Consider the following 24,825-nt stretch of genomic DNA (forward strand, 5'->3'; position numbering starts at 1 on the left):
GCTTTTTTTTATATCTGATTGTCATTCCGGTCTTGTCGAAGAATCTATTTTTAACTCAATTTATTTTCTCTCAACAACGACCAATAAATCATAGTTGAATCTCGACTCAATTCAGAGAAATTTAGTTTTGTCAAAAGTTTCGTTGAACCAATATTTTCTATCAAACAACAAGCGGTTACTTCTTCTAAAGTTTCTTTTGTAAATGCCCAATTTATCAATTCCGCAGCTGCTTCAGCGGCAAAACCTTGTTTTCTTTCTGCTTCGATAATTCCATAACCAATATCACAACTTCTTCCAACAAAATTATAACCTTTAAAACCAATGTCACCAATTATTTCTCGTGTTGATTTCTTGATAATCATCCACGATTCGAAACCTGTTGGTGCGTCAACTTTAGACAAGTTTACAATAATTCGAGGCAATGTTTCTATTACATCTGCATCTGGCCAACCTTTTCCTCTAACTAAATTTAATTGCTCTAATTCGGTATAATTATTCTGTAATATATTTTCGCAAATGGAAATCGTGAACGGCATCAAAATTAATCGTTCGCTACACAATTCCGTTACTTGTAAACTTTCTAAATGCATAATTGATGAAATTTTATAACTTCAAAATGTATCAACTCATCTTTCATTAATTTTTGAGAAGAATAAATCAACAATTCAATGTTTTTGAATGTAAATCTTACCAAATAATCTCTTCCCTGAAATTTTGATGAAATTACTTTTCCTTCAAATTTTCCATTTTCAGAAATTGTAATTTCTTCTGGATAAATCACAATTTTAGACGAATCAATTCCTAAATCTTGCGAATCATCCAACACATTTACATAACCAAAAAGTTTGGCCACATAAGCTGTTGCAGGAGAATTTCGCACATTCTCGACCTCATCAAACTGAATCATTTTTCCGTTTTGCAAAACTAAAATTTTATCCGAAGTATAAAAAGCATCATTCAAATCATGCGTTGTAAAAATCACTGTAATTTGATGCGCTTTACACCAATCCATAATTTTTTCTCGAATGGTTAATTTTAATATTTGATCTAAATTAGAAAAAGGTTCATCCAACAACAAAATTTCGGGTTGTTGTGCCAAAGCTCGTGCAATAGACACACGCTGTCGCTGACCACCACTCAACTTATTCGGAAAAATATGTTTATACTCTAACATTTCAACAACCGTTAACGCTTCGTCAATTTGTTGTTGTTTAAGCTCTAAATCAAAATTACTTAAAAATTTCCCGACATTCTCACCAACCGTTACAAAATCTAACAAATCATAATCTTGCGCTACGTATTTCATCATCTTATGACCTGGAATCAAGTTATAAGCAGGTCCGCGTAATTTTTTGGTATGATAGTAAATTTCTCCTTCTTTAAAATCCAACAATCCATAAATCAATTTCAGTAAAGTTGATTTTCCACTTCCACTTTCTCCGATAATACTTACCACTTCGCCTTTGTTAACTGCAAAATTGATGTTATCGAGTACTTTTTCTTCGAAATCTGGATAATTATAACTGAGTTGTTTTACGTTTAGCACGATTGAATAATTTTTCTTATGTTTGGCTAAGGTATTAGATTTATTCAATATGAAATAATTGTTTAATTATTTCATTTATTGATATAAATCAATATCAACTATTAATTTATATTATAGTTTTGTAAAAGAAAAAATTAAAAAAAGCAATATGAAAAAATTATTCTTAGGATTGGCTGTTGTTTCTGCTGTTGCATTAACTTCTTGTGGAGGAAAAACTGAAACTAAAGCTGCAACTGAAGCTCAAGAAGGAGCAACATCAACTGAAGGAGCTGCAGAATATGCTGTTGATACAACTGCATCTGTTGTAAATTGGAAAGGTGGAAAAACTTTTGACGATATTAACAAACCAGAAGAAGGTCACTACGGAGTTGTAAAATTAAAAGAAGGTTCTGTAAAAGTACACGACGGAGTTTTAGAATCAGGAAAATTTGTTGCTGATTTTGCTTCTTTCGAATCTAAAGATTTAGATGCTGATGCAGAAAGCAAAGGAAAATTAGATGGACACTTAAAATCTGCTGATTTCTTAGACGTTGAAAAATTCCCAACTGCAACTTTCGAAATTACAGGAGTTAAAGCTTTAGAAGGTGGAGATTACAATTCAGAAATTTCTGGAAACTTAGATTTCCGTGGAGTTCCTAAAAATGTTACTTTCAAAGCTAATGTAACTGTTGATGCGAATGGTGTAACAATCAAATCTGAAGAATTCGGAATTAACCGTAAAGATTTCGGAATTGCATTCGTAGGTGCTGGAGGTTCTATCATAAAAGACGAAGTTTTATTACAAGTAGATTTATCAGCTAAACCAGCTGCTGCAACTGAAGAAGCTGCAAAATAATCGAATTGAATATTCATAAAATAATAGAAGCCATTTATCTTAGATAGATGGCTTTTTTGTTTTAGAGGCGAAAAAATATAATTTCTCTCATTTTTTTTGTGATAATTAATTGAACTTAATTATATTCGTACTCATAATTAATAACATACATTAACAAAACAATGAAAACAATTAAGTTCTTCCATCCGGATGAAACATTTAATTATAATATTGAAAAATCGTTATGCAAAGTCGTTTTTCAAGGAAATAAAAAATGTTTGTTGGTCGAAATACATTCGACTGATGACTTAGAACACGTAGAAGGCGATTCGTTACAAAACGATTTTCCTCAACTTTCTTTATTTATTGATGATTTTCCTTTGGATGTAGAATCTGTAGAAGAATTAAACGGTAAAAAAGTTTCTATTCCTTACGGTTTTGCCGAGGAAGAAGACGAAGAAGGTGAAACTGTGGAAGTATATTATACAACGTTGAATGTTTCGGAAGAAGATTACGAAACGGTAAACAACGAATTAACTTTTAGTGTAAACGACAAAGGAATTTTGACCTTGAATTGGAAAGGTGAAGTGCAAGATTTTGTAGAAGAATCTGAAAAAGATATTCCTTTCGAAATAGAATGTACATTTGAAGAATTCGAATTCACGGAAGACGATTTTGAATAAAAAAAATACAACAAAAACCTCTCAATTTAGAGAGGTTTTTTTAATCACTATAAATTATGAAAAAGTTTACTTTAACTCATCGATTATTACATTGGACAATCGGAATATCGATGATAATGCTTTTCTTAACTGGCTTTTTGAGAATGGAATGGATGAGCAAGAAAAATCTTTCTGCTTTAATTACCAATGAAGTTTCAAAAGAAGGTTTAAACATTTCTGACGCTACTTTAAAAACAATTGGAAGAAGTTCTTTAGAACCAATGTGGCAATGGCACGAAATATTTGCTTATATCGCTTTAGGTCTTTTTGCTGCCCGAATTGTTTATATGCTGATAAAGGGAATCCGATTTCCTAATCCCTTGAAAAGTCATTCAACATCCGAAAAGTTTCAGGGAATAATTTATATGATTTTCTATTTATTAATGCTAATTAATATTGTGACAGGATTTTATTTAATGTGGGGAAATGGAACTTACAAAGACCCAATGGAAGAACTGCATAAAACTGCAATTTATTGGTTTCCTATCTTTTTTCTTATTCATCTCATTGGAGTTATTATCGATGAAGTCAATAAAAATTCTGGAATTGTTTCTAAAATGATAAATGGTAAAGATTAAAAATTGAAAAAGACACTTTATAAAGTGTCTTTTTTATTTAAACATTTGATATATTTTATCTTTTTCGTAACCTTCGATAGTTACTTTTTGATCAGTACTATAAAATGTATATTCTCTACGATTATCCGTATCTATAATATAATTCGGAAAAGATTTATTTGGTCTTTGCATTCTTGCTTCTTTGAGATTTTTTCGATCTTTGTTAGAAATCAAAAAAGTCTTTTTATCAAGAATCAAAAAGTAATATTCTTTTTCTAAGGAATAATAGCTGCTTGATGATTTTACAGTTAAGATTAATTTATTATCCATTACTTGATAAGTTCCTTCAGCAAAATCATAATTAGCATTATTGATTTCTTTACCGTTTTTATCTAACTCTACAATACAGTTATAAAAAACCGACTTGTATTTGAATTGTTGATTATTAAACAATTTCAATTCAAAGTTGCTATGTTTAAAGATTAAAGGAGTCGTCAATACTAATTTATCTTGCGCTTTTGTATTAATTGCAAGTAAAAATAATAATCCAACCAATAGTTTATTCCACAAATCCATATAACTGATTAACAATTATATAAATTTAAAGAAAATTATTTTCCTTTCATAAAAATCCAAGCCAATAAACCCCAACCGATAATCATAAATAGACCTCCAAGTGGCGTAATTGGCCCTAAAAATTTAAGATTTGCGTTCCAATGTTCTGCGAATGACAACAAATAGATACTTACAGAAAAAACAAATGTTCCGGCAATTAAACACCAAGCTGCAGAACGTTCTAATCCGTTATTAAATTGAAAATACATTCCAACAGCTAACAAAACAATTGCGTGATACATTTGATAACGTACTCCGACTTCAAAACTTGCTAATTTTTCGGCTGGTAAAATTTTCTTGAACGCATGAGCTCCGAAAGCGCCTAATATAACCGCCGTCATTCCGTATAATGAAGCAATTGTCAACACAAGATTTTTCATAAATTATCTCTTTTTATTTTATTCAGATTTCTTTTTTCCGGCAACAAAATCTTTCAGATAATATGGCTCGAAATACGCAACATCTTCAAATGATTTTTGGTTAAATTTTTCTTCCGCAACACGAATCATATCTTTTGCCGATGGAAAAGTTTGTATAAACGTAGCATCTAAATGCGCTAAAACTTCTTGACATTTTTCTGCTCCATCACCCACAAAAATAATTTTCTTTCCTTTCAATTCTTCAAAAGAAGTTTCATCGATTACTTTAGCTTCTGTTTCTGTTAACTGATTTCCTTGCTTATCAAACAAAGCTGTATAGACTTCCATTCGTCTTGCATCAATCATCGGAATGATATAATCGACCTCTTGATTCAATTGTGATTCCGCCAAAATTTGCAACGAATTAATTGCCATAAGTGGAATATCAGATCCATATGCAAAACCTTTGGCAGACGAAACGCCAATACGCAAACCTGTGTAAGAACCTGGGCCTTTTGAAACACAAACCGCCTCTATATCTTTCCAATTTATTTGCGCGCCTTCCACGCACCAATCCACAAACTGATTCAGTTTTTCACCATGTGCATAATTTTCATCACTTTCTTCAACCAAACATAGTTGAACGCCATCTTTAGCAATCGAAACCGAACAATTTTTTGTTGAAGTTTCTAAATTTAAGATTGTTGCCATGTTGCAAAGATACACAAGGAAAATTGATGTATAAAGTTTGAATTTATGATTTTAGAATAGATTTAGAAATATTTATTACACTCTGAAACTCTTTTATGAAAATAATTTTCAATAATTTGATTAATATTTTCTCTATTTACTTCATTTAACCTCTATTTTCCTTCCAACGTTATTGGAACGCCAGCATAGAAATCTAATACTTTTTGTTTGAAAATGTAATTGTATTTCGCTTGCAACATTTGCGATTCTGCAACCATCATATCATTACGCGAACGGTTAAAATCGTATTGATTAATGACTCCAGCATTGTAAGATTTTTGTGCAAAATCGTATGAAATTTTCGCATATTTTACCGCTTCTTTCGACGAGTCGTATGACGCATAAGAACTATTTACTTCGAAATACGCAGATTGAACATTTTTCAGCACATCTTGTTTCGATTGTAGAAGGTCAACTTTTGCTAAATCCTCGTTGATTAATGCTTTCTGAATATTAATTTTATAGGAATATTGATTCCAAATTGGAATACTCACACCAACTCCAAAAACGCCTGTTACATTATGTCCTAATTGCTCTAATAATGCATCTTGACGTAATCTTTTATTGAAATATTGTAGATAATTCGTTCCGAAATTGAAACTTCCTGTCACTTTTGGAAATAATGAAGTTCGCGCGATTTGAGTTTCTTTCGCAGCAACATCAATTTGCAATTCGGCATGTTTTACAGAAGGCTGATTTTGATAAGCCGTTTCTACCACATCATCCAAATTATACAATTGAGACGTTACATTATCTGGAATTTTGACATCAGTTACAGCAAAATTTCGGTAATCATTTAATTGCAACAACATCGCTAAATTGAACAATGCACGCTCTATTTCGATTTGTGCATTTACCACTTCACGTGTATTTGTCGCGACTTCAGATTCAGATTGAGCAACAACAGATTGAGCTACTGAACCAGCTTTGAATTTCTTTTGATTTTGATCCAATAATTGTTTCGAAATAGTTAGATTTCCTACTGCAACTTGTTTCAATTCTTTGTTCAATAAAACCGCCAAATAATAATTTGCAACTTGTAACGAAATATCATTTATCGTCATCGCAGTTTGTACTTTTGATGCTTCTAATTCCAAAGTAGCCTTGTCTTTATTCAATTGAACAACTCCACCATTGTAAATATTGATGCTAGATTGTACGCCAAATGAATGCGCAAATTGATAATATCCCTTTTCTATTGTTGGATTATAAGTTCCGATTGTAAAGTTAGTATCTACATAACCCGAAACCGTTGGCAACCAAGCGTTATAAGTTAACTCTAAATTTTTATTAAAAATCTCTTGGTTGATCGTATTCTGTTGAACAGTCAAATTATTTTTCGAAGCATATTCAATACACTTTTCAATTGTCCATTCTTCTTGGGCAAACGAAGGAAGAGAAGTAATAAATAGTAAAGTAAAAAATAATTGTTTCATAGACTATTCTTGTCAGAAAATTAAAGATATAAAATAAGTCGAATTTCTAACCAAAATGTTACGAAATTCGACTTAAAGTTTTTATTTGGTTAAAATCTTAACCTTTAATTTTTGAAGCAATTGCGAATTCTTCTGCAAAAGCAGCGATTCTTTCTGCAACTTCTTTTTCCTCTGTTGCTCTTTCGTAAGAACTAGACATTGAAATTAAAATTTGGTGAAAGAAACGTTTCATATCATCTTGTGTCATTTCTTTTGTCCACAAATCGATACGCAAAGCCTCTTTTGCTTTATCATCCCAAACAGAAAGTAACATTGCTTTTGTTTCTTCGTGACTAATCCCACCGTCTGGTGCATTCCAAGTCATTTTTTCTGGTACGTGATTTTCGTCCAATTCAATCTCTACCGTAATATTTGTTGTTCTCATAACTTCTAATTATTAGTTTATTTCACAAAATGGTAAACTTTACCATCAATTGTTTTTGTTGTATAATTTGTTGAATTATTACTTTCTAAAGCTGGCTTATATTTAGAATCTTTGAAGATTTTTTGACCATCCATATCATCTAACAAAGCTTTCAATTCTACCTTCGGATTCTCTTTCATGTATTGGCGAATAATTTGCAAACCAATCCAAGCCGCAATTCTTCCTGGAGAATCTTGTTCTATTTCATTATTAAATTTTGAAAATGGACTAACTGCTAAAAAGCGTTTATCCAAAGAAGCATCTGAACTGAATACATAATTTTGCTCCACAAAAAAGTTCCAAATTTGACCTTCGTTCTCAATACACCACTGAATTTGTTCTGGCGTGTAACCAACTTTATATTCGTCTGGTGTATCTGTTAACAATGCATCTTGCAAAATCAATTTCTTCCCTTCATAAATCATTTTATCAATAAATAATTGATTTCTTGGGCTAAATGTTACCACATCATTCGCAATTGCATCAACAGCTTGAGAAGGCAAACGATTAAAATCTAAATTTGTGCGTAAATAACGTTCTACGCCAATGCTATCATATAATTTATTCTTTGACCCCAAATACGCATCCATCGCAATAAACATCAAGCCAGATTGCTGACTAAACATCACAGGATAATCTATATTTTGTAAACCTGATGAATAGGTATAAACCGTCGGAATTTTATATTCTGGAAAATAAAATTGGTAACGTTGAAACATCGGAGTTAACGATTCATTTAAGTTTTTAAAATCTCCAAAAACCTTTCGAGATTGTCCATAAATACTCAATTCTTCTTTATTACGACGTTGACTTTCCCATACATCATCCGCAGTTTTTGCATCAAAAAAGAAAGGATAATCTTTTCGTAAAGTCGCTAAAGGAATCGAATCGTTAAAAAAATCTTGGCTGATATCATGAATATTCAACTGAACATTTTGTTCTTTGACATCCACTTCCCACGATTTTTCTTTTTTGCACGCAGTAAATAAAATTAAACTCGCAAAAGCTAAGCCATATACAAATTTCATTGCTTGGTTATTTAGCTAACAAAAATAGTAAAATAATCTGTAGTATTTTCAACCCTAATTTTTTTCATAATCTGCTATCTTTGAAATAAATTATTAAACTATGCAAACTGAAAAAGTTGTAGAATATATTGTTTCTTGGTTGAAAGATTATTTGGAAACAGCGCACCAAAAAGGCTTTGTGATTGGAATTTCGGGCGGAATTGATTCGGCTGTAACCTCAACACTTTGTGCGATGACAGGCTCCCCTTTACTTAATTTGGAAATGCCAATTCATCAAGAAAAAAATCAAGCGGATAGAGCAAAACGTCATATTGAATGGTTAAAAAATAAGTTTTCGTCGCCAATCGATTCGATAGAAGTTGATTTAACCTCAACTTTTGATGCAATGGTTTTGGCTTTACCAGAAACGGAAACAACGGATAAAGTGAATTTAGCCTTGGCCAATACACGCTCTCGTTTGCGTATGACAACACTTTATTATTTTGCTGGTTTACACAATTATTTGGTTGCAGGAACAGGAAATAAAGTCGAAGATTTTGGCGTTGGTTTTTATACGAAATATGGTGATGGCGGTGTAGATCTTAGTCCAATTGCTGATTTGATGAAATCGGAAGTGTATAAAATTGCTGAGTTTTTAGGAGTTAATACAGATATTCAAAAAGCAAAACCAACAGATGGTTTGTTTGGTGATGATCGTTCGGATGAAGATCAATTAGGTGCAAATTACGATGAATTAGAATGGGCAATGAAAGCGAAAGAAGCTGGAAAAACTGCAAATGAATTTGAAGGTAGAGAAAAAGAAGTATTCGAGATTTATTCCAGATTAAATCGTATTAACCAACATAAAATGGTTCCAATTCCGATATGTGATATTCCTGAGGAGTTGATGAACTAAGCGGTAAGCACAATTAATTTTTTCAATATAAAAGCAAGCGAAAGGTTGCTTTTTTTTATTTTGATGTGATGTTGAAACGAGTTCAATATGACTTACGTATAAATGTCATTCTGAATAAAACGTTAGTAGAATGAAGAATCGAAGATTCCTCCTAACGTCGGAATGACATTTTCTTAGTTTACACTTGAATAAGTCAAAAAGATAAGAAAAACAAAAAACTCAGTAATACTACTGAGTTTTTTTATGTTGTAAATAATATGCTATTGCGATATATGCGAGGGAGATTCCGGATAAGTTTGCCATTAAATCGACAAAATCAAAACTACGATGAAGTGATGTTAAAATACCTTGCAAAATTTCGATAAGAAAACTTACCAAAAACGGAATTATCATCAAGCGCAGAGTTGTTATTTTGTATGCGACAAATAACAAAATCGTCATCATCCCAAACATTCCACAATGTACAATTTTATCTAAATTATCAATCTCCAAAAAGATTTCTAATTCTTTGATTGTGCTTAATTTCGAGAAATTTTCTTGTGGAAGTAGCGTCAGATAAAACACCAACGCTACATATGCAAAGAATATTATTTTTTTTGTCTTATGCACCAATTAATTCTCCGTAAGCAGCTGCGTCTAATAAAGCATCTAATTGAGAAGCATCTTCAATTTTTACTTTGATAATCCACCCTTTTCCGTAAGGATCAGTGTTGATTAATTCTGGCTCACCTTCTAATTCAGTGTTAAATTCTACAACTTCACCGCTAATTGGCATAAATAAGTCAGAAACTGTTTTTACTGCTTCTACTGTTCCAAATACTTCTTCTTGACCTAAAGTTTCTCCTTCTGTTTCTACGTCAACATAAACAATATCTCCTAACTCTCCTTGTGCGAAAGCTGTAATACCGATTGTTGCTACATCTCCTTCTACAGAAATCCACTCGTGATCTTTACTGTACTTTAAATTGTTTGGAATGCTCATAATGTTTGTTTTATTGTTTTTTTAATTTCCGAATGTAAAGGTAGCACTAAATCCGGCACGAATTTGAGAAATTGGAAAAGCTGTTGAAATTTTATATTTACTCATCATCTGATCCCAATAGAATCTCAAGTTCAAATTCTTACTTACGTTATAATCTGCCGTTATCTTAAACGTCATAATTCGCTGTCCACCTGTAATTTGCGAATCTCCATAAATACTTGTTGGTACGTTTGGATTTTGTACGTCATCAAAGTTATAAATTACTTTTCGAATTGTTGTTTGATTATCTCTTAATGAGAAATCTCCACGAATATTTAAGTCACCTTTGATTGTTTTCTGATTTCCTTGGTAACGAATTTTCATTTTGAAATCTTTGAAAATATATCCAAATCCAACAATATATTCAGATCCATAATCTTCTGTATACGTATAATTTGTTGTGCTTAATGATAATAAACGATCTCTGTTATATTGCGCACGTAATTGCATACTGTTACGGAATGTTAAATCCACTCCCAATAATGGTGAAAATGATTCGATCATCGTAACGGCTCCATATAAATTCTGCGTATAGAAGTTTCCATTTTCATCTTTACCAGTCACTTGTCCACCACCCATAATTCCTGTATCTAACATGAAGTTTGGATTAGACTGAATTCCTGTTGTTGTGTAAGTCGAATTATATGAACTCGAAACCTCAACATTATCAAAATATTTATTGATAATTGGAACAGATTTCAATCCTGTGTACGTTACGCGCCAGTTCGGAACCGGAATAGAACGATTGTATCCTAATTTAGACGAACCTGCATCTTTTCCTTGCACCGCCGCTAAAAATGCTGGTATAAGTACATCAGAACTTCTTGCATTAAATCCTTCGTAATAACCAAGTCCATCTACATTTCCGCTACCTCTTTTTTGTGCTAAACGTCCAGAAATAGTTTTAGTATTTGTTAGGAATTGCTCAAAAATTGCATCTCCATCTTTGAAAGCTGTTTTGATATTTACGGTCGAAATATTAAGATTTGCTAATTCATCAATGTAAGGATTTTCGACTGCTAAATTGAATCCTGAATGATAAATACGACGATCTTTTGTACGTTTTGCACTCAAATCAATTCGTAAATCTGGAATTGGCTCAATCAAAGCAGTTCCATTAAAATCAGAACCTTTTGTAATTTGATACGCATCCGTCATCAATTCATCGCCAACAATCAATCCTCTTTCAACTAATTGTCGTTTAATATCGAATTGTGTTCCATAAACGAAACCTAAACTTGGTCCATTTTTACCATCAACACCAAAGAAACCTGGCTCGTATAATAATCCTGGAATTACAGCTCCATTTGTTTGATTAAATGTAAAATTAGCTCGTTTTAACGATGATAAAACCATCCAACCATAATCTTTTGCTGTAAATTTATGTTTGAATTTATAAGCTGATTTCTTGTTTGTACGACGTTTTTTAGCAAATAAATTTGTGTAAACTGTATTCAACGAATCAATCTCTGCTCGACGTCCTTTTAAGATCGAATCGTAACGTTTGTATCCTTTAAATTCCGGATAAAATTTTGCAAAATCTAAATCTCCCATCAAGTTGATCGAATTCGAGTTTTGAGCTGTACCTCTACCTAAATTCGCAATTCGTGTTGATGTAGAACCATCAGGATTTGTAACTTCTGTCTCAAAATTTCTGTAAGCAGTAGAAGTTGCAATCCAGTTATAATTCGAAGTAAATCTAGCTTCAACATTCATCCAATTTAGATATGGGAAGAATTTTAAAGGTAATTTATAATTCACCTGAAATTGTTGATCATACTGAACTGGACGTCCAATTGTAAACATATTTTGCCAAATCATATCTTGATCTGCACGCTGGAAAGTTGTTCCATCATTCAACGTCATTGTCGAAGATGTTAAATCTAAACGCAACGATTTTGTCAAATCAAAACCTAAATTATATTGCCAATTGAACAAGAAATTGTTACTATATGTCGGACGCATTAAGCTCGAAGAACTTCCTCCTCCTAAATATTGACTGATATCTCGATATTGTCTTTCGCTATATGTACGCGCAATCTCTGTACGGAAAGAGAAACGTGTTGGCAAAGGATTCACATTAAATTCACGAATAAATTGTAAATATTTTCCTGATTCCTCTTTTGGTTGAACCGCACGCCATTTTTTGAAAGGCTCGTACGATTTTCCTCTAAATCCGAAATTATAATTAATCGACGCTCTTAATTGCTGATTTACATTGTATTGCGTATAAATATCACGGTAATAATTATCCGAATACATCATCGAAACTGAAAAGTTAGAAGGATCGTAAAAACGAACAGGATTGTTGTTATTTGTTGATCTAACTTTTCGAATATTATTAAAAGCAAAACTTTTGAACTGCGTATAAGTACGAACAACTTTTTCTAATTCGACTTTATTAGGCGCTTCATCAAAAATAATATCATTGTCTAACGGATTATATTTTGGATCGACAAAACTTTCCTGAATTGTAAAATCGAACGGAATTTCCATTCCCCATTTCTTTGGTAAGAATTTATCTAATTTTACTTGTGCATTCAACGCGTATTGTAATGATTCGTCCTGATTACGATTTGCAGGACCTTGGTCTATCGCACCAAAACCTACAGAACTTGTGCTTCCTGAGACTTGTACATTTGCGAAGTCACCTAAATTGAACTGCACATTTGCGGAAGCTGCATAACCTCCTTGGTTATCGATTTCGCTCAGACGAAGTTCATTTACCCAAAGTAAAACTTCTTTATCAGATGGTCCAGAAGTATTACGAACCCCAATCATAATCGAAGATACATTCCCCAATGTTGGACGTCCTTTTACATAAACCGTTTTGTTTGGATTCTCTTGATCAAAAGCAAAATTGAAACGTTGCAATGTACTGAAACCATCAGCATCCCTTTGTTTTTTAGCATCTGTAAACAAATCTGTATTCAGATCGATAAAGTTTTCATCTGGCCAAACTGTGCTTTCTGTTGCAGAACTTTGTGGCGTATATTTCAACGGCATTTCATATTCATAGTAATTATCTGTATAATCACTACCTACACGAATAAATAATTTTGTACCATTATCAATCGCATTTGAAGCTCTATCTAATAAGTTTTGAGCAGATACAAACATTTGTAATTTTTTGTATCGACGCAAATCTAAATTTGTATTCTTAAAAATAGCTTTTGAAGTACTTCCTGGTTTAAACTTCGCTTTCAATGTCATCGAAGCTTCGTTCTGAGATTGATGTCCCGTTGTTCCTTGTGTTTGTTCACGATAAACTCCAGGAGGAATCATATAACGAGGGCGATCAGTACCATTTCGTTCGATACTAACCTCACCAACTTCTAAATCATCAATATTCTTATCCTCTTCGTAACCCTCTTGATTACTAATAATATAAGGATAAATGTTTTTGGTATAACGACGCCATTCAGAACGAACTAAATCAAAAGTACCAAAACGAAGAGTTGTTTCTTCCTCGAAACCTCGCATCACCATACGCATAAAACGAGCAGCTGTTAACACACTTTCTGCTTGTGCAATAGACGCGTCATTGTTTAACTCTTCTACTCCATCTCCGTCAAGATCTAAATCAAAGTTATCAACAGGAATACGAACTTGATACCATTTTACATCATGTTTCGTTTTGTCAGGAAATTCTCCCTGAACCGTTTTTCTTGCAACAATAAATTTATTGTTTGGATCTTCTAACGTTTGACGGTTAATTTTTAACGTATACTGATTATAGTTTTCTGTCTGATCTAAATTGAAATCGCCATTAATATCTTCTGTATCTGGCGTTAAAGATGATGCATGTAAAGGATTATCAGTTGAATTGTTTCCTTGCGGATTTCTGAAATAACGGTAACGATCTTGAACCGTATTCCCGATTGATGCACCTCTAAAGCGATCATCTAAGAAGAATAAATAATTATCATTTGCAGGATCTAATTCTCCTGTCACTAAATTATTACTCGTAATTCCATAACGTTGCGCTTCTTCCTCATCTGTTAATCCATTATAACCCAAATCTTGTTGTTTTCGGGCAGCTCCTTCCGTATCAAAAGCATATAAAATTGGATTTAACTGAGGTGTTAATCCCCATTTAGAAGCAACAGTCGCCGCACCATTTCCAGAATGAGGCAATCCATTTTCGTACATCATTTCGCCGTCTTTTAAGACATCTTCCGAAACATTTCCTAAATGTACCAATAGCTCTCCTTCTCCACCTTTTCCATCTGCATAAGGATCCATCATCCAAAACTCGATGTATTCCACATTCGAATCTTTGAAGTTAGAAACTGAAATAGGACGCATAATTGCTCCCCAGTTTTTCGTATCTACTGCATTTGGATTAACATTATAAGGTCCACGTTCTTGCGGATAGAATGTCATATCTAATGTGCTGATGTATGAATTTGTACCAGCCATTACATCACGTTGATCGAAAAGCTCTTTCAGCTTAATGCGACGCGCCATATGCGTTGACATTTGTTGATCTGTTAAAGGCGAGCTTCCTCCCATTCCATAAAAACGCGGATCAATAGAATACCATGATAACATACGACGACCATTGTTGAATGATAAATCGTCATTTTTCATTCCATTTGGGAAGAACGGGTGGTAACCAGAAGCAGAATATCCAGCAGGTTTTCCTGGTGTTGATCCAAATTTCCATGAACCAACATCTAATAAACTAATGCGCGATTGTGCATCTTCGAAATCGTCTATATAAGAATAACCTCCTGTCACTTTGTTCATTCCTGGCATCAAATAAGCCGCCTCTGCCTGAACACTAATGTTCGACATTTGGTCCGTTTTGATTCCCGGAATTTTATTTGTTAAACGAGTTAACCACTCAGCTTCTGAGTTATATTGTGTATTAAGTCCAACAATTGTGTTATTCACAGGTTCTGAACCAAATTGTGTTTTTTGCGTAACTGGACGTTCTTGGTAATTAATTAAAGTTCCGCCTAACATAAACTTATCACTAAATTTATGCTCGACATTAATTCCCATGAAACGTTTTTTCTGTAAATTAAATGTAGATTGATTTTCTAAAGAAACATTAATTGGTGCTCCAGAATTTTTCAATTGTTCATTAATGATTTTTACACGCCCCAACTGATAATCTACCGTATAATCTACGCCTTCCGTCAACGTTGCTCCACCAGAAGTTACTTTAACAGAACCTTGCGGCACATTGAAAGCGCCCAACGGAATACCATCTGTCACCGTTCCTTTGTAACGACCTTCTAACGTATAACGATTAGCTAATTTTTCGCCAGAAAGTGTATTTGGTAATTGACGATAAATTTGATTAAAAACATATTCTTCATTTTGACCTTTTAATTTATTGCTCAAATATTTACCAAAAGGTTCAACAGAAGTGAAAATAATATTTCCTCTTTCTGTATCAATTGTTAACCCTGGTTGAAAATCAAATAAACCATCACCTTTACTTCCGTCAGGATTTTGTTGTAATTGTCCGTTCGAATTTAATCTATCCATGTTCAGAACTTGAATTAACGATTGCTCTGAAACAGCAGAATTTGGTAAGTAATTTAATTTTCCAGAAGATTGTTCTCCATTATCCTTGAAATTAATATTCATCAAAAAATCTTCACTCGAAACACCATAAGCATTTAACGAATAAATATTTTTCATCATCAAATCCCACATTGGCGAAGCCACATTAACTGCAGAATTTGGTTTGATTAATTTCGCAATAATTGGTTTATCTGTCTCGCTCGACATTTGTCCAACTTTGTATAATTTTGTCGGATCAGAGCTTAACGAATATTGAAACGAAACCGCTAATAAATCTTCACCATCAACCAAAGGCGTATTCAAGGAAATGTATCCTAATTTTGGATAAAAAGTGAATTCGGAAGCATCAAGTTTACGAACATTTTCGTTGACGATAAAGTTTTCTCCATCCTGAAATTGTTCACCATTGAAAGAATATCCGTTCAAATAACTTCTTGCATCACTAATCTTGGTAAAACCTTGAGAATTAATCTCATTAAATAAGGCATTACTACTATTTTGAGGCGCTGTACCACCTTCTGCAATATCTCGCAAAGCGATAATAGAACGTCTATTCTGTTGATTCCCTCCAGATTTATCAACTTTCCAAACCTCAATATTACTGATATTGATATTACTGTTAACTGCAGGATAATTTGCTAACGCTCTATCGTAACTATTTCTAAAAAATTGACCTAAGAAAAAGTGTCTATTGTATTCATATTTTTCGGCAGCGACTTTAAAATCAGTCATCACACCACCACCTTGAACCACAATATTTTTAGATTCCGAACGTTGTTCTGAAAAGACAGCCGATACATTTGTACGACCGAATTTAAGATCTGTTCTAACTCCAAAAAGTGACTGTGCACCTGTAATCAACGAAGTACTAAGCGGCATCGAAATATTACCAACCTCTATATTTTGTAGGATATCATCTTCTCCTCCAAATGGATCCAATTTATTCCCCAAAGCCTTTCTCCACTGAAGTTTCATTTGATTTTCGAAGCCAAAACCAGCTTGCGTGTCATAATTCACTTTCATCTGAAGATTTTCTCCGACTTTACCCAAAATACTCAATTGCATACGTTGATTAAGATCCATTGTAAGCGTTTGACGGTTTTGTGGCAACAACATTGGATTATCTATCTTTTGCAAGAAAACACCCAATTCTAAATTTGCATAACCTTGCGGAATCAATGAAATTTCTGATCCACCAAAAATAGTTTCGAAAGCTTTAGATTTCACCTTAAAACTTGGTAAAATACTTCCTTCTTTTTTTCCTTCCTTATCTCCAAAACGTTCTTCACGATAAAATTGATCGTTGGTTTGAGATTTTACTCGGAAATAATTTTTCATGTCTTGATTCTGAACCAAAGTCAGGTATTCTTGACGTGTCAAATAGATAGGTTCGGAAACTAAACTTGTTCCAATTTGAGGATATAAAATATACTGACGCTTTATCGCATCATATTGTACATCGTATTTTATTTGATTATCTAAAAACAATCCACCTTTTTGATCTCGGATAGGAAACTTAAGCGTATCACTTTCCTGAGCCATAACATCGCTCATAGTTCCCATTGCAAAAAGGAAACACAAAGCTGCTATAGTAGAGCCTTTACGAATAGTTTTTGGTTCGTTATGAATCTTCATTAAATTTTCTTCAATGTTTCTTTTACTAAGAATTCCACGTCTGCATCTGGCTGATCTTGTAGGATTTTGTCCATGATTTTCTCTGCAGATTTTTTAGGAATTCCTAAAACTTCTAAAGCAGATAACGCTTCATTCTTAGATTTATTTTTAACCGAAGTAGAATTAACATCTAATATTAAATTTTGATCCAATTTATCTTTCAAATCAATGATGATTCTTTGCGCTGTTTTAGCACCAATTCCTTTTACACTTTGCAATAATCTAGCATCTTCTTGAGCGATTGCAGTTGCAATTTCTTTGGAAGAAAGTGTCGAAATAATCATCATTCCAGAAGCTGGACCAACACCGTTAACACTAATTAATTTCTGAAAAATTTCTCGTTCTAGTTTTGTTGCAAATCCATAAAGTATATGTGCATCTTCGCGAACAATCAAATGTGTAAAAATTGTAACCAATTCTTCGTGTTCTAAAGTAGAATATGTATTTAGTGAAATATTGACCCAATATCCGACCCCATTACAATCTATTACAGCATTTGTTGGATAAATCTCGATTAATTTACCTCTTAATTGTGTTATCATTTTGATGTTTATTTAGTTACACTACATATAGTGATAACGTCAAAAATACAATTTATTTTGTAAGGATGAAAGTATTGATTTTAATGAAAGCCTTGTCAAGATTTAAATCTTGACAGGGCTTCAATTGATTTGAATTAAATATTTTGAGAAATCAATTTTTAGTTTTTCATATTGTTGTTGGTTTGAAATATAACCGTCAGTACTAAACGGAGGAAATGTAAATACAGTTTTAAAATAATCATTTGAATACCCTTTATCACTCACTAATAGGATTATTAAACGTTACTCTCGTTTTAAGACTAGAACATCTTAATTTATCATCATAATTTTTATCAAATGAATAAGGTAATGGTTCAAAATAACCCTCATAATTTTTTTCACAAGGATATAATCCGTCAGATTCTAATGGACTTTGTTCAAATACTTTTCCAAAATGTTGAACTATAAATAATATTATTATTGAAATTAATAAGGATAAAATAATAATTTTTGAATTTTTCAAATTCAAAAATTCAATTAATTACAAATAAATTTACATACAATACTCATCCATTCCATTTAGCTGAAGTGCTTCTTTGGCTGGTGAAATAAAAGGAATGTTTAATTCTAATCCGCGAAGGATAAATAATACACCCAAAATAAGTGTGATAATTGGTAAGATTTTTAAGATAGTTTGACGTTGTTTCACTGATAAAAAATTACCAAATAAAACGGTGGCAAACATTAAAGGCAAGGTTCCAAGTCCGAAGAAGAACATGAATAGTGCACTTTTGTAAACTGATCCTAAACCAATGGCTGCTGTAAGTGAAGCGTAAACCATTCCGCAAGGTAAAAGTCCGTTTAATAGACCAACTATATAAAGAGAGGAAGAATCTTTCTTGATTAAGAATTTACCAAGAGAGAGTTTTACTTTTACCATCAAGGCGTTTACAGGACGAAGTTGCGTAGCACCATTTTCGTAAAATTTTGGAATCATGACCATAATAATCATCAAAACTCCAATCAAAATACTTAGATAATTTTGTAATCCAACAAATGAAAATGATTCGCCAATCAATCCTAAAATTGCACCTAAAATTGTATAAGTGGTTACACGTCCTAATTGATAAGTCAAATTACGAAGTGTAAATTTTAGTTTGTTTTGAGATTCTAATCCCAAAGATAAAGCAATAGGTCCGCACATCCCCACGCAATGCAGGGACGATGTAAGACCTATGGATAATGCTATGATAACTATTGTGAAATCCATCGAATGGACTTTTTAATCAAATAAGTTTGATTATTTTCTTTCCAGCTTAAAGTTAATTCGTATTCTCCATCAATTAACTTAACAGATGGTACTAAAAAATTCTTTTTATCAGATAATTTAATCGGCATTTTGACATCTTTTGTTTCGTCATCATTACGCATCAAAAAAATATCTCCTTTAAAATCGGAAGCAGTAGTTGCTGGAAATTTAAATAAAAATCCATTTGCTTGTACAATAACTTCTGGTTTCTCGGTCAAAGCATTTGCTCGTTTTTCTGCATTTATTTCATCCTGAAAATGAATTTCTTTTTCGTAATAATCCTCGGTTACCATTCCGCCTGTATCTCCTGCAAAATATAACAACGATAGAATGAATATCATAAAACATCCCAAAGCAATTGCTACATAATGTCCCCAATTTAACTTCATATGATTAATATTTGAATGGAGCTGAGAAGCTCGTTTCGTATTTATCGATTACTTTTCCTTTTTGATTGACTAATCCAATCACTACTTTTTCTTTGTACGATTTAACTTCATCCATTGGAATTTTCAAGAAGAATTTTCCTTGGATGATTTGACCTTTTTCCATGTTCAATTTATTCTCGCCTTCGTACATTTCTACTTTTGAGTTTTTGTGTGATAGCAATTGAACTGTTACAATTTGGTCTGCATTTGTTTTATTGTACAATGTATACTCGAATTGATTAACGTAATATTTACCTTCTACCTTGTAATCTGTTCCAGGAACTTTAAGGTATTTAGATTCTACATCAGACCGAGAGAACAAGAAAGCTGTCATTGCTCCAATTAATAATAATAAAGCAAATGTATAAGCAGCTAATCGTTTTGTGAATTTGAATTTTTCGCCACGTTTGATATCATCTTCCGAAGCATAACGAATCAATCCTGTTGGTAAACCGACTTTTTCCATTACTTCGTCGCATGCATCAATACAAGCTGTACAGTTAACACATTCTAATTGGATTCCGTTACGAATATCAATTCCAGTAGGACAAACAACAACACATTGACCACAGTCAATACAATCCCCTTTTCCTTTTGCTTTACGATCTTCGTTCTTTTTGAATTTTGCTCGACCAGCTGTTCCTTCACCACGTTTAAAATCGTATGTTACATTGATTGTATGCGAATCAATTAATACACCTTGGAAACGTCCGTAAGGACAAACCAATGTACACGCTTGTTCGCGGAACCATGCGAATACGAAATAAAACATTGCTGAGAAGAAAACTAATCCAACCAATGTTCCTACATTTTCGGCTGGCCCTTCTTTTATAACTGCGTATAAAGCATCAGCTCCAATAATATACGCTAAGAAAACATTAGCAATAATAAATGAAATGATAGCGAAGATGGTCCATTTCAATAATTTTTTACGAATTTTTTCTTCGTCCCAATCTTGTTTATCTAATCTAATTTGTTTTGCTCTATCTCCTTCTATGGCGTATTCTATTTTTCGAAAAACCATTTCCAAGAAAATTGTTTGCGGACATACCCATCCGCAGAACAAACGACCATAAGCCATGGTAAATAATACGATGAAAATAATTGTCGTGATCATTCCTAAAGCTAAAAGGAAGAAGTCTGATGTAAAAAATGGAAAACCAAATAAAATGAATTGGCTGTGCAAAACATCAAATTTGAACAATGGATTTCCATTAGGTAATTTAAAGAAAGGCGCTAAGATTAATATTGCTAACAATACATAACTTACATACGTCCTATAGTTTGTAAACTTACCTTTTGGTTTTTTAGGATAAACCCATTTACGTTCTCCGGTTCGCTCCATGGTTCCAATGGAACTACGAACATCTTCGTTCATTTGGCTGTTTTCATCCAAATAATCGTCTAAATTAAATTCATCTTTTGGGTCAGAATTTTGAACACTCATTATAGTGAATTTTAAATATATACAAATTTACGACTAAAAAAGAAAAGAGAGCTTATAAATAAGCTCTCTTTCAATATGATATTTGTTGTAATTATTCAATCAATTACTTTTGTTTCCATGCTTCCATTAAGTCACCTTGAGGAGCAGCTGCACCTTCTGCAACTGTTTTCGTAGGTTCTTTTTGGTTGATGTAATATACGTAAGAAGCTACTTTCTCAATTGCTAATCCAGATAACTCTTTACGTTGTCCAAATGCACGCATTTGAGGATTGTGAGGAGATCCATTGTAAACAATGTGATAAATATTTTTGAATAAACTATCTTCTACATGATTCACCCAGTAATCATCCGTTAAGTTTGGTCCAATACCTCCTTTACCACCTTCCATGTGACATTGTGTACAATTTTGCTCAAAGATTTTTTTACCTTGTTCTACGATTGCAGGATCGTTAGATTTGTTTACAGCTCCTGTGATATCAATATCATTTGCAACTGCCCAAATACTATCTTGCGCATCTTTGTAAACCATTTCTTCTTCGTATTCTTTGTCCATGTGAGCAAAGTCTGTGAAGCTATATGCCATTACGTAAACTACCATAAATACTACACCAAAGTAGAATAATGATAACCACCATTGTGGTAAAGCATTGTCTAACTCTTTGATTCCGTCAAAACCGTGATCTAAGATAATAGATTCTTCTTCTTCGTCTGATTGTTTTTTACCAGCACTACTGAACAATCTTTTGAAGTAACCTATTTTACCATCTTCTAAATATTTAGCTTGTTCTTCTTCAGATAATCTTTTAAATTTCTCTGCTTCAACAACTTTGTTTAAAGCATTGATGATTAAAAGCATCACGATTGCAACTGCTAATACTGCCCAGAAAATTCCTTGCGCAAACACATGTTTCAAGTGCTCCAATAAATTGTGAATCATTCCTTGAAAACCTGGTTCTGGCACCACATCTACTGGCGTCACCATTGTAAACGCTAAGATTACTGCTAATAGCGTTAATGGGATAAATATATAAGCCGGGGTACGTTGTCTCATTTTGTATTATTTTTTTCGTTCTCTTCTGGTTCTAAATCTAAAGCTGCTGACTCGTTGTCTTTGTAATACTCTTTTGGTTTTTTCATAACCTTAACAAAAATCGTCACAAAGACTGCTATAAATCCTATTAGGATTAATGTCTGCAACAAAGATGCATACTCATACTGAGAAAGGAATTCTTTATAATATTTTAACATTAGTTACTTGCTGTCTCTACTTGTTCAGCTTTTATATCTGTTCCTAAACGTTGTAAATATGCGATTAACGCTGTAATCTCACGATCTCTTAACGGAACAAACTCTTTACCTTGTTGTTTAGCTTCTGCTTCTTTTTTCGCATATAACTCTTTCAAGTCAGATGCATCTTTAAAGATAGTTTGCTCAATTGCTAAAGCTTGTTTGTTCATAGAAACTTGCATACTGTCAAAATCTTCTTGTTGATAAGGAACACCTAATGCAACCATTGATTTCATTTTATCACGCGTCAACTCACGGTCTAATTTATTATCAATTAACCAAGGGTAACGAGGCATGATAGAACCATCTGATGTAGAACGTGGATTCCACATGTGTTTGTAATGCCAAGCATCTGGGTTTTTACCTCCTTCGCGGTGTAAGTCTGGACCAGTTCTTTTAGACCCCCATAAGAATGGGTGATCGTAAACAAATTCTCCTGCTTTAGAGTATTCACCATAACGTTTTACTTCGTCACGGAATGGACGAACCATTTGCGTATGACAAGCATTACATCCTTCACGAATATATAAATCACGTCCTTCTAATTCTAACGGAGTATAAGGTTTGATACTTGCGATTGTAGGTACGTTTGATTTTACTACGATTGTAGGAACAATCTCTACTAAACCACCAACTGCTAAAGTTAATACTGCTCCAATTGTCATTACCAATGGAGTTCTCTCAATCCAAGAGTGAACACCTTCTCCTTGTGCACGTGTAGAAGCTTTTGGTGCTAATGCTGGTGCCTCTGCTTCTTCATTTGCAACAAAGTGTCCAGATTTTACAGTTCTCCAAACATTGATAATCATTAAGATTGCTCCTATTAAGTATAATGTTCCACCGAATGCACGTAATGGATATAACCATTGTTTAAGAATTGTAACTGTTTGTAAGAAGTTACCATATTCTAATGTTCCGTCTGCTGCGAATTGTTTCCACATTAAACCTTGTGTCCATCCTGCAACATACATAGGAATTACCCAGAATAAGATACCGAAAGTACCAATCCAGAAGTGAGCGTTAGCCATCTTTACAGATGCTAATTTTGTGTTGAATAATTTTGGGGCTAAGTAATAGATCATACCAAAAGCGATAAATCCATTCCATCCTAAAGTACCTACGTGTACGTGAGCAGGAACCCAGTCTGTAAAGTGACCAATTTTATTTAATGTTTTTGTTGCTAACATTGGACCTTCGAAAGTAGCCATACCATAACAAGTTAAGGCAACTACGAAGAATTTCAAAATAGGATTTTCTCGTACTTTATCCCATGCACCACGTAATGTTAATAAACCATTTAACATACCTCCCCAAGATGGAGCGATTAACATGATAGAGAAACCTGTTCCTAAAGCTTGTGCCCAACCTGGTAATGCTGTATAAAGCAAGTGGTGAGGACCAGCCCAAATATAAATAAAGATTAATGACCAAAAGTGGATAATAGATAATTTGTATGAGAATACAGGTCTATTAGCTGCTTTTGGTACAAAGTAATACATTAATCCTAAGATAGGTGTCGTTAAGAAGAATGCTACCGCATTGTGTCCGTACCACCATTGTACTAACGCATCTTGAACTCCAGAATACAATGAATATGATTTCGGAGCCGTTAAGCTAAATGTTACAGGGATTTCTAAATTGTTAAACACGTGTAACATTGTAATTGCTGCCCAAGTTCCGATATAGAACCAAATTGCAACGTACAAGTGACGTACACGACGCTTAGCAATCGTTAAGAACATTTGTGCTCCAAACAATACCCAAACTAACGCGATTAAAATATCAATTGGCCATTCATGCTCAGCATACTCTTTAGAAGTGTTGTATCCTAAGATAAATGTTACAAATGATAATACAATAAATAATTGCCATCCCCAGAAAACGATCCAGCTTAAAACATCGCTGTACATTCTGGTTTTCAACAACCTTTGCATTGAATAATAAGCTCCAGTAAAGAACGAGTTTCCAACAAAGGCGAATACCGCAAATGTTGTGTGAATCATTCTTAATCTACCAAAACCAAGTTTTCCTTGCGAATTGATTAAGCCTTGGATGTTCCCTCCGATTGTACCATCATCCGATCCGAAGATGTATTCTGGTAACGTTGGAAAAAACAACAAAGTTGCAACCAATACTCCAAAGAAAAATGCCATAACTGCCCAAAACAATGTGGCATAAAGGAAATACTTTACGATCTTATTGTCGTAACTAAAAGTCTGCATTTGCATTATGAGTCGATTTTATCTTGTGTTTTTTTATCATCTTTTAACATTCTCACTGCTGGGGATTCATCCTCATCAAATTGTCCTTTCTTATACCCTAAAAAGAATAAAAGAAGGAAAATTGCCCCCAAAGAGACACTAACTAATATCATTAATAATAATATCCCCATAGCTCCACAAAATTACAAAG

The 24,825-nt window shown here is 33.2% G+C and carries 22 protein-coding genes; 4 read left to right on the forward strand and 18 right to left on the reverse strand.

The genetic code is table 11. The features are described 5' to 3' along the window. Positions 1-50: 50 nt before the first annotated feature. On the reverse strand, positions 51-590 hold the full coding sequence (locus ACTS9J_RS15170) for a GNAT family N-acetyltransferase (RefSeq protein WP_286495302.1): 540 nt from the start codon (positions 588-590) through the stop codon (positions 51-53). Then, positions 581-1,594 carry an ABC transporter ATP-binding protein gene (locus ACTS9J_RS15175; protein ID WP_291096074.1) on the reverse strand — a complete coding sequence of 338 codons (1,014 nt, stop codon included), beginning with the start codon at positions 1,592-1,594 and terminating at the stop codon, positions 581-583. The genes ACTS9J_RS15170 and ACTS9J_RS15175 overlap by 10 nt, the downstream gene beginning before the upstream one ends. 100 nt (positions 1,595-1,694) lie before the next feature. Here ACTS9J_RS15175 and ACTS9J_RS15180 point away from each other — a divergent pair, with 100 nt between their 5' ends. The 3 genes from ACTS9J_RS15180 (at position 1,695) to ACTS9J_RS15190 (ending at position 3,660) form a co-directional block, all read left to right on the forward strand. Beyond that, positions 1,695-2,381: a YceI family protein gene (locus tag ACTS9J_RS15180; protein WP_221854254.1), complete on the forward strand. Its 687-nt coding sequence runs from the start codon at positions 1,695-1,697 to the stop codon at positions 2,379-2,381. Positions 2,382-2,542: 161 nt separating this feature from the next. After that, positions 2,543-3,043 (forward strand): hypothetical protein, encoded by a 501-nt coding sequence (locus tag ACTS9J_RS15185; RefSeq protein WP_038335039.1) that lies wholly within the window; start codon positions 2,543-2,545, stop codon positions 3,041-3,043. Between the two features lie 56 nt (positions 3,044-3,099). After that, positions 3,100-3,660, forward strand: a complete 561-nt coding sequence (locus tag ACTS9J_RS15190; RefSeq protein ID WP_221854255.1) for a cytochrome b/b6 domain-containing protein — start codon at positions 3,100-3,102, stop codon at positions 3,658-3,660. A gap of 33 nt (positions 3,661-3,693) precedes the next feature. On the opposite strand, the gene ACTS9J_RS15195 is transcribed toward ACTS9J_RS15190, so the two are convergent. From ACTS9J_RS15195 to gldB, 6 genes are all read right to left on the reverse strand, one after another. Next, positions 3,694-4,215 carry a hypothetical protein gene (locus tag ACTS9J_RS15195; RefSeq protein ID WP_416410293.1) on the reverse strand — a complete coding sequence of 174 codons (522 nt, stop codon included), beginning with the start codon at positions 4,213-4,215 and terminating at the stop codon, positions 3,694-3,696. A 35-nt stretch (positions 4,216-4,250) separates the two neighbouring features. Then, complete coding sequence (locus ACTS9J_RS15200; RefSeq protein ID WP_280049058.1) at positions 4,251-4,634, reverse strand: DUF423 domain-containing protein; 384 nt, start codon at positions 4,632-4,634, stop codon at positions 4,251-4,253. A gap of 18 nt (positions 4,635-4,652) precedes the next feature. Then, a complete protein-coding gene (gene tsaB / locus ACTS9J_RS15205; protein WP_038335034.1) occupies positions 4,653-5,324 on the reverse strand; it encodes a tRNA (adenosine(37)-N6)-threonylcarbamoyltransferase complex dimerization subunit type 1 TsaB in 672 nt (223 codons plus the stop codon). A 152-nt stretch (positions 5,325-5,476) separates the two neighbouring features. Continuing rightward, the gene (locus ACTS9J_RS15210) at positions 5,477-6,799 is read right to left on the reverse strand and encodes a TolC family protein (RefSeq protein ID WP_416410291.1); all 1,323 of its coding nucleotides are present in this window, start codon (positions 6,797-6,799) and stop codon (positions 5,477-5,479) included. Between the two features lie 97 nt (positions 6,800-6,896). Beyond that, positions 6,897-7,223 carry a gliding motility protein GldC gene (gene gldC, locus ACTS9J_RS15215; RefSeq protein ID WP_038335027.1) on the reverse strand — a complete coding sequence of 109 codons (327 nt, stop codon included), beginning with the start codon at positions 7,221-7,223 and terminating at the stop codon, positions 6,897-6,899. 17 nt (positions 7,224-7,240) lie between these two features. Beyond that, positions 7,241-8,290 (reverse strand): gliding motility lipoprotein GldB, encoded by a 1,050-nt coding sequence (gene gldB, locus ACTS9J_RS15220; protein WP_219033845.1) that lies wholly within the window; start codon positions 8,288-8,290, stop codon positions 7,241-7,243. Between the two features lie 100 nt (positions 8,291-8,390). On the opposite strand from gldB, the gene nadE reads away from it, so the two are divergent. After that, positions 8,391-9,185, forward strand: a complete 795-nt coding sequence (nadE, locus tag ACTS9J_RS15225; protein ID WP_286495309.1) for an NAD(+) synthase — start codon at positions 8,391-8,393, stop codon at positions 9,183-9,185. 228 nt (positions 9,186-9,413) lie between these two features. On the opposite strand, the gene ACTS9J_RS15230 is transcribed toward nadE, so the two are convergent. The 10 genes from ACTS9J_RS15230 to ccoS all read right to left on the reverse strand — a co-directional run bounded on the left by ACTS9J_RS15230 (position 9,414) and on the right by ccoS (position 24,805). Beyond that, complete coding sequence (locus tag ACTS9J_RS15230; RefSeq protein ID WP_221854263.1) at positions 9,414-9,794, reverse strand: VanZ family protein; 381 nt, start codon at positions 9,792-9,794, stop codon at positions 9,414-9,416. After that, on the reverse strand, positions 9,787-10,167 hold the full coding sequence (gene gcvH / locus ACTS9J_RS15235; RefSeq protein WP_038335019.1) for a glycine cleavage system protein GcvH: 381 nt from the start codon (positions 10,165-10,167) through the stop codon (positions 9,787-9,789). Before gcvH ends, ACTS9J_RS15230 begins: the two co-directional genes overlap by 8 nt. A 21-nt stretch (positions 10,168-10,188) precedes the next feature. Next, positions 10,189-17,382 carry a T9SS outer membrane translocon Sov/SprA gene (sov, locus tag ACTS9J_RS15240; RefSeq protein WP_448353429.1) on the reverse strand — a complete coding sequence of 2,398 codons (7,194 nt, stop codon included), beginning with the start codon at positions 17,380-17,382 and terminating at the stop codon, positions 10,189-10,191. Beyond that, the gene (gene ruvA / locus ACTS9J_RS15245; protein WP_219033851.1) at positions 17,382-17,963 is read right to left on the reverse strand and encodes a Holliday junction branch migration protein RuvA; all 582 of its coding nucleotides are present in this window, start codon (positions 17,961-17,963) and stop codon (positions 17,382-17,384) included. The genes sov and ruvA overlap by 1 nt, the downstream gene beginning before the upstream one ends. Before the next feature lie 532 nt (positions 17,964-18,495). Next, on the reverse strand, positions 18,496-19,212 hold the full coding sequence (locus ACTS9J_RS15250; protein ID WP_448353430.1) for a sulfite exporter TauE/SafE family protein: 717 nt from the start codon (positions 19,210-19,212) through the stop codon (positions 18,496-18,498). Continuing rightward, positions 19,197-19,640 (reverse strand): FixH family protein, encoded by a 444-nt coding sequence (locus ACTS9J_RS15255; protein ID WP_286495315.1) that lies wholly within the window; start codon positions 19,638-19,640, stop codon positions 19,197-19,199. The genes ACTS9J_RS15250 and ACTS9J_RS15255 overlap by 16 nt, the downstream gene beginning before the upstream one ends. Positions 19,641-19,644: 4 nt before the next feature. Continuing rightward, positions 19,645-21,126 carry a cytochrome c oxidase accessory protein CcoG gene (gene ccoG, locus ACTS9J_RS15260; protein ID WP_221854265.1) on the reverse strand — a complete coding sequence of 494 codons (1,482 nt, stop codon included), beginning with the start codon at positions 21,124-21,126 and terminating at the stop codon, positions 19,645-19,647. Between the two features lie 103 nt (positions 21,127-21,229). Then, complete coding sequence (locus ACTS9J_RS15265) at positions 21,230-22,177, reverse strand: cbb3-type cytochrome c oxidase N-terminal domain-containing protein (protein ID WP_114997968.1); 948 nt, start codon at positions 22,175-22,177, stop codon at positions 21,230-21,232. A gap of 196 nt (positions 22,178-22,373) precedes the next feature. Next, positions 22,374-24,641, reverse strand: coding sequence for a cytochrome-c oxidase, cbb3-type subunit II (gene ccoO, locus ACTS9J_RS15270; protein WP_448353431.1), 2,268 nt, complete (start codon positions 24,639-24,641; stop codon positions 22,374-22,376). Next, positions 24,641-24,805 carry a cbb3-type cytochrome oxidase assembly protein CcoS gene (gene ccoS / locus ACTS9J_RS15275; protein ID WP_019974626.1) on the reverse strand — a complete coding sequence of 55 codons (165 nt, stop codon included), beginning with the start codon at positions 24,803-24,805 and terminating at the stop codon, positions 24,641-24,643. The genes ccoO and ccoS overlap by 1 nt, the downstream gene beginning before the upstream one ends. Positions 24,806-24,825: the final 20 nt, after the last annotated feature.

This window comes from Empedobacter sp. ULE_I140, assembly GCF_053482575.1.

Excerpts from the sequence above, each read along its gene's own strand:
- ACTS9J_RS15170 (WP_286495302.1), bottom strand. The coding sequence starts at position 590 with ATGCATTTAGAAAGTTTACAAGTAACGGAATTGTGTAGCGAACGATTA.
- ACTS9J_RS15180 (WP_221854254.1), top strand. The coding sequence starts at position 1,695 with ATGAAAAAATTATTCTTAGGATTGGCTGTTGTTTCTGCTGTTGCATTA.
- ACTS9J_RS15185 (WP_038335039.1), top strand. The coding sequence starts at position 2,543 with ATGAAAACAATTAAGTTCTTCCATCCGGATGAAACATTTAATTATAAT.
- ACTS9J_RS15190 (WP_221854255.1), top strand. The coding sequence starts at position 3,100 with ATGAAAAAGTTTACTTTAACTCATCGATTATTACATTGGACAATCGGA.
- ACTS9J_RS15195 (WP_416410293.1), bottom strand. The coding sequence starts at position 4,215 with ATGGATTTGTGGAATAAACTATTGGTTGGATTATTATTTTTACTTGCA.
- ACTS9J_RS15200 (WP_280049058.1), bottom strand. The coding sequence starts at position 4,634 with ATGAAAAATCTTGTGTTGACAATTGCTTCATTATACGGAATGACGGCG.
- tsaB (WP_038335034.1), bottom strand. The coding sequence starts at position 5,324 with ATGGCAACAATCTTAAATTTAGAAACTTCAACAAAAAATTGTTCGGTT.
- ACTS9J_RS15210 (WP_416410291.1), bottom strand. The coding sequence starts at position 6,799 with ATGAAACAATTATTTTTTACTTTACTATTTATTACTTCTCTTCCTTCG.
- gldC (WP_038335027.1), bottom strand. The coding sequence starts at position 7,223 with ATGAGAACAACAAATATTACGGTAGAGATTGAATTGGACGAAAATCAC.
- gldB (WP_219033845.1), bottom strand. The coding sequence starts at position 8,290 with ATGAAATTTGTATATGGCTTAGCTTTTGCGAGTTTAATTTTATTTACT.
- nadE (WP_286495309.1), top strand. The coding sequence starts at position 8,391 with ATGCAAACTGAAAAAGTTGTAGAATATATTGTTTCTTGGTTGAAAGAT.
- gcvH (WP_038335019.1), bottom strand. The coding sequence starts at position 10,167 with ATGAGCATTCCAAACAATTTAAAGTACAGTAAAGATCACGAGTGGATT.
- sov (WP_448353429.1), bottom strand. The coding sequence starts at position 17,382 with ATGAAGATTCATAACGAACCAAAAACTATTCGTAAAGGCTCTACTATA.
- ruvA (WP_219033851.1), bottom strand. The coding sequence starts at position 17,963 with ATGATAACACAATTAAGAGGTAAATTAATCGAGATTTATCCAACAAAT.
- ACTS9J_RS15250 (WP_448353430.1), bottom strand. The coding sequence starts at position 19,212 with ATGGATTTCACAATAGTTATCATAGCATTATCCATAGGTCTTACATCG.
- ACTS9J_RS15255 (WP_286495315.1), bottom strand. The coding sequence starts at position 19,640 with ATGAAGTTAAATTGGGGACATTATGTAGCAATTGCTTTGGGATGTTTT.
- ccoG (WP_221854265.1), bottom strand. The coding sequence starts at position 21,126 with ATGAGTGTTCAAAATTCTGACCCAAAAGATGAATTTAATTTAGACGAT.
- ACTS9J_RS15265 (WP_114997968.1), bottom strand. The coding sequence starts at position 22,177 with ATGAGACAACGTACCCCGGCTTATATATTTATCCCATTAACGCTATTA.
- ccoO (WP_448353431.1), bottom strand. The coding sequence starts at position 24,641 with ATGCAAATGCAGACTTTTAGTTACGACAATAAGATCGTAAAGTATTTC.
- ccoS (WP_019974626.1), bottom strand. The coding sequence starts at position 24,805 with ATGGGGATATTATTATTAATGATATTAGTTAGTGTCTCTTTGGGGGCA.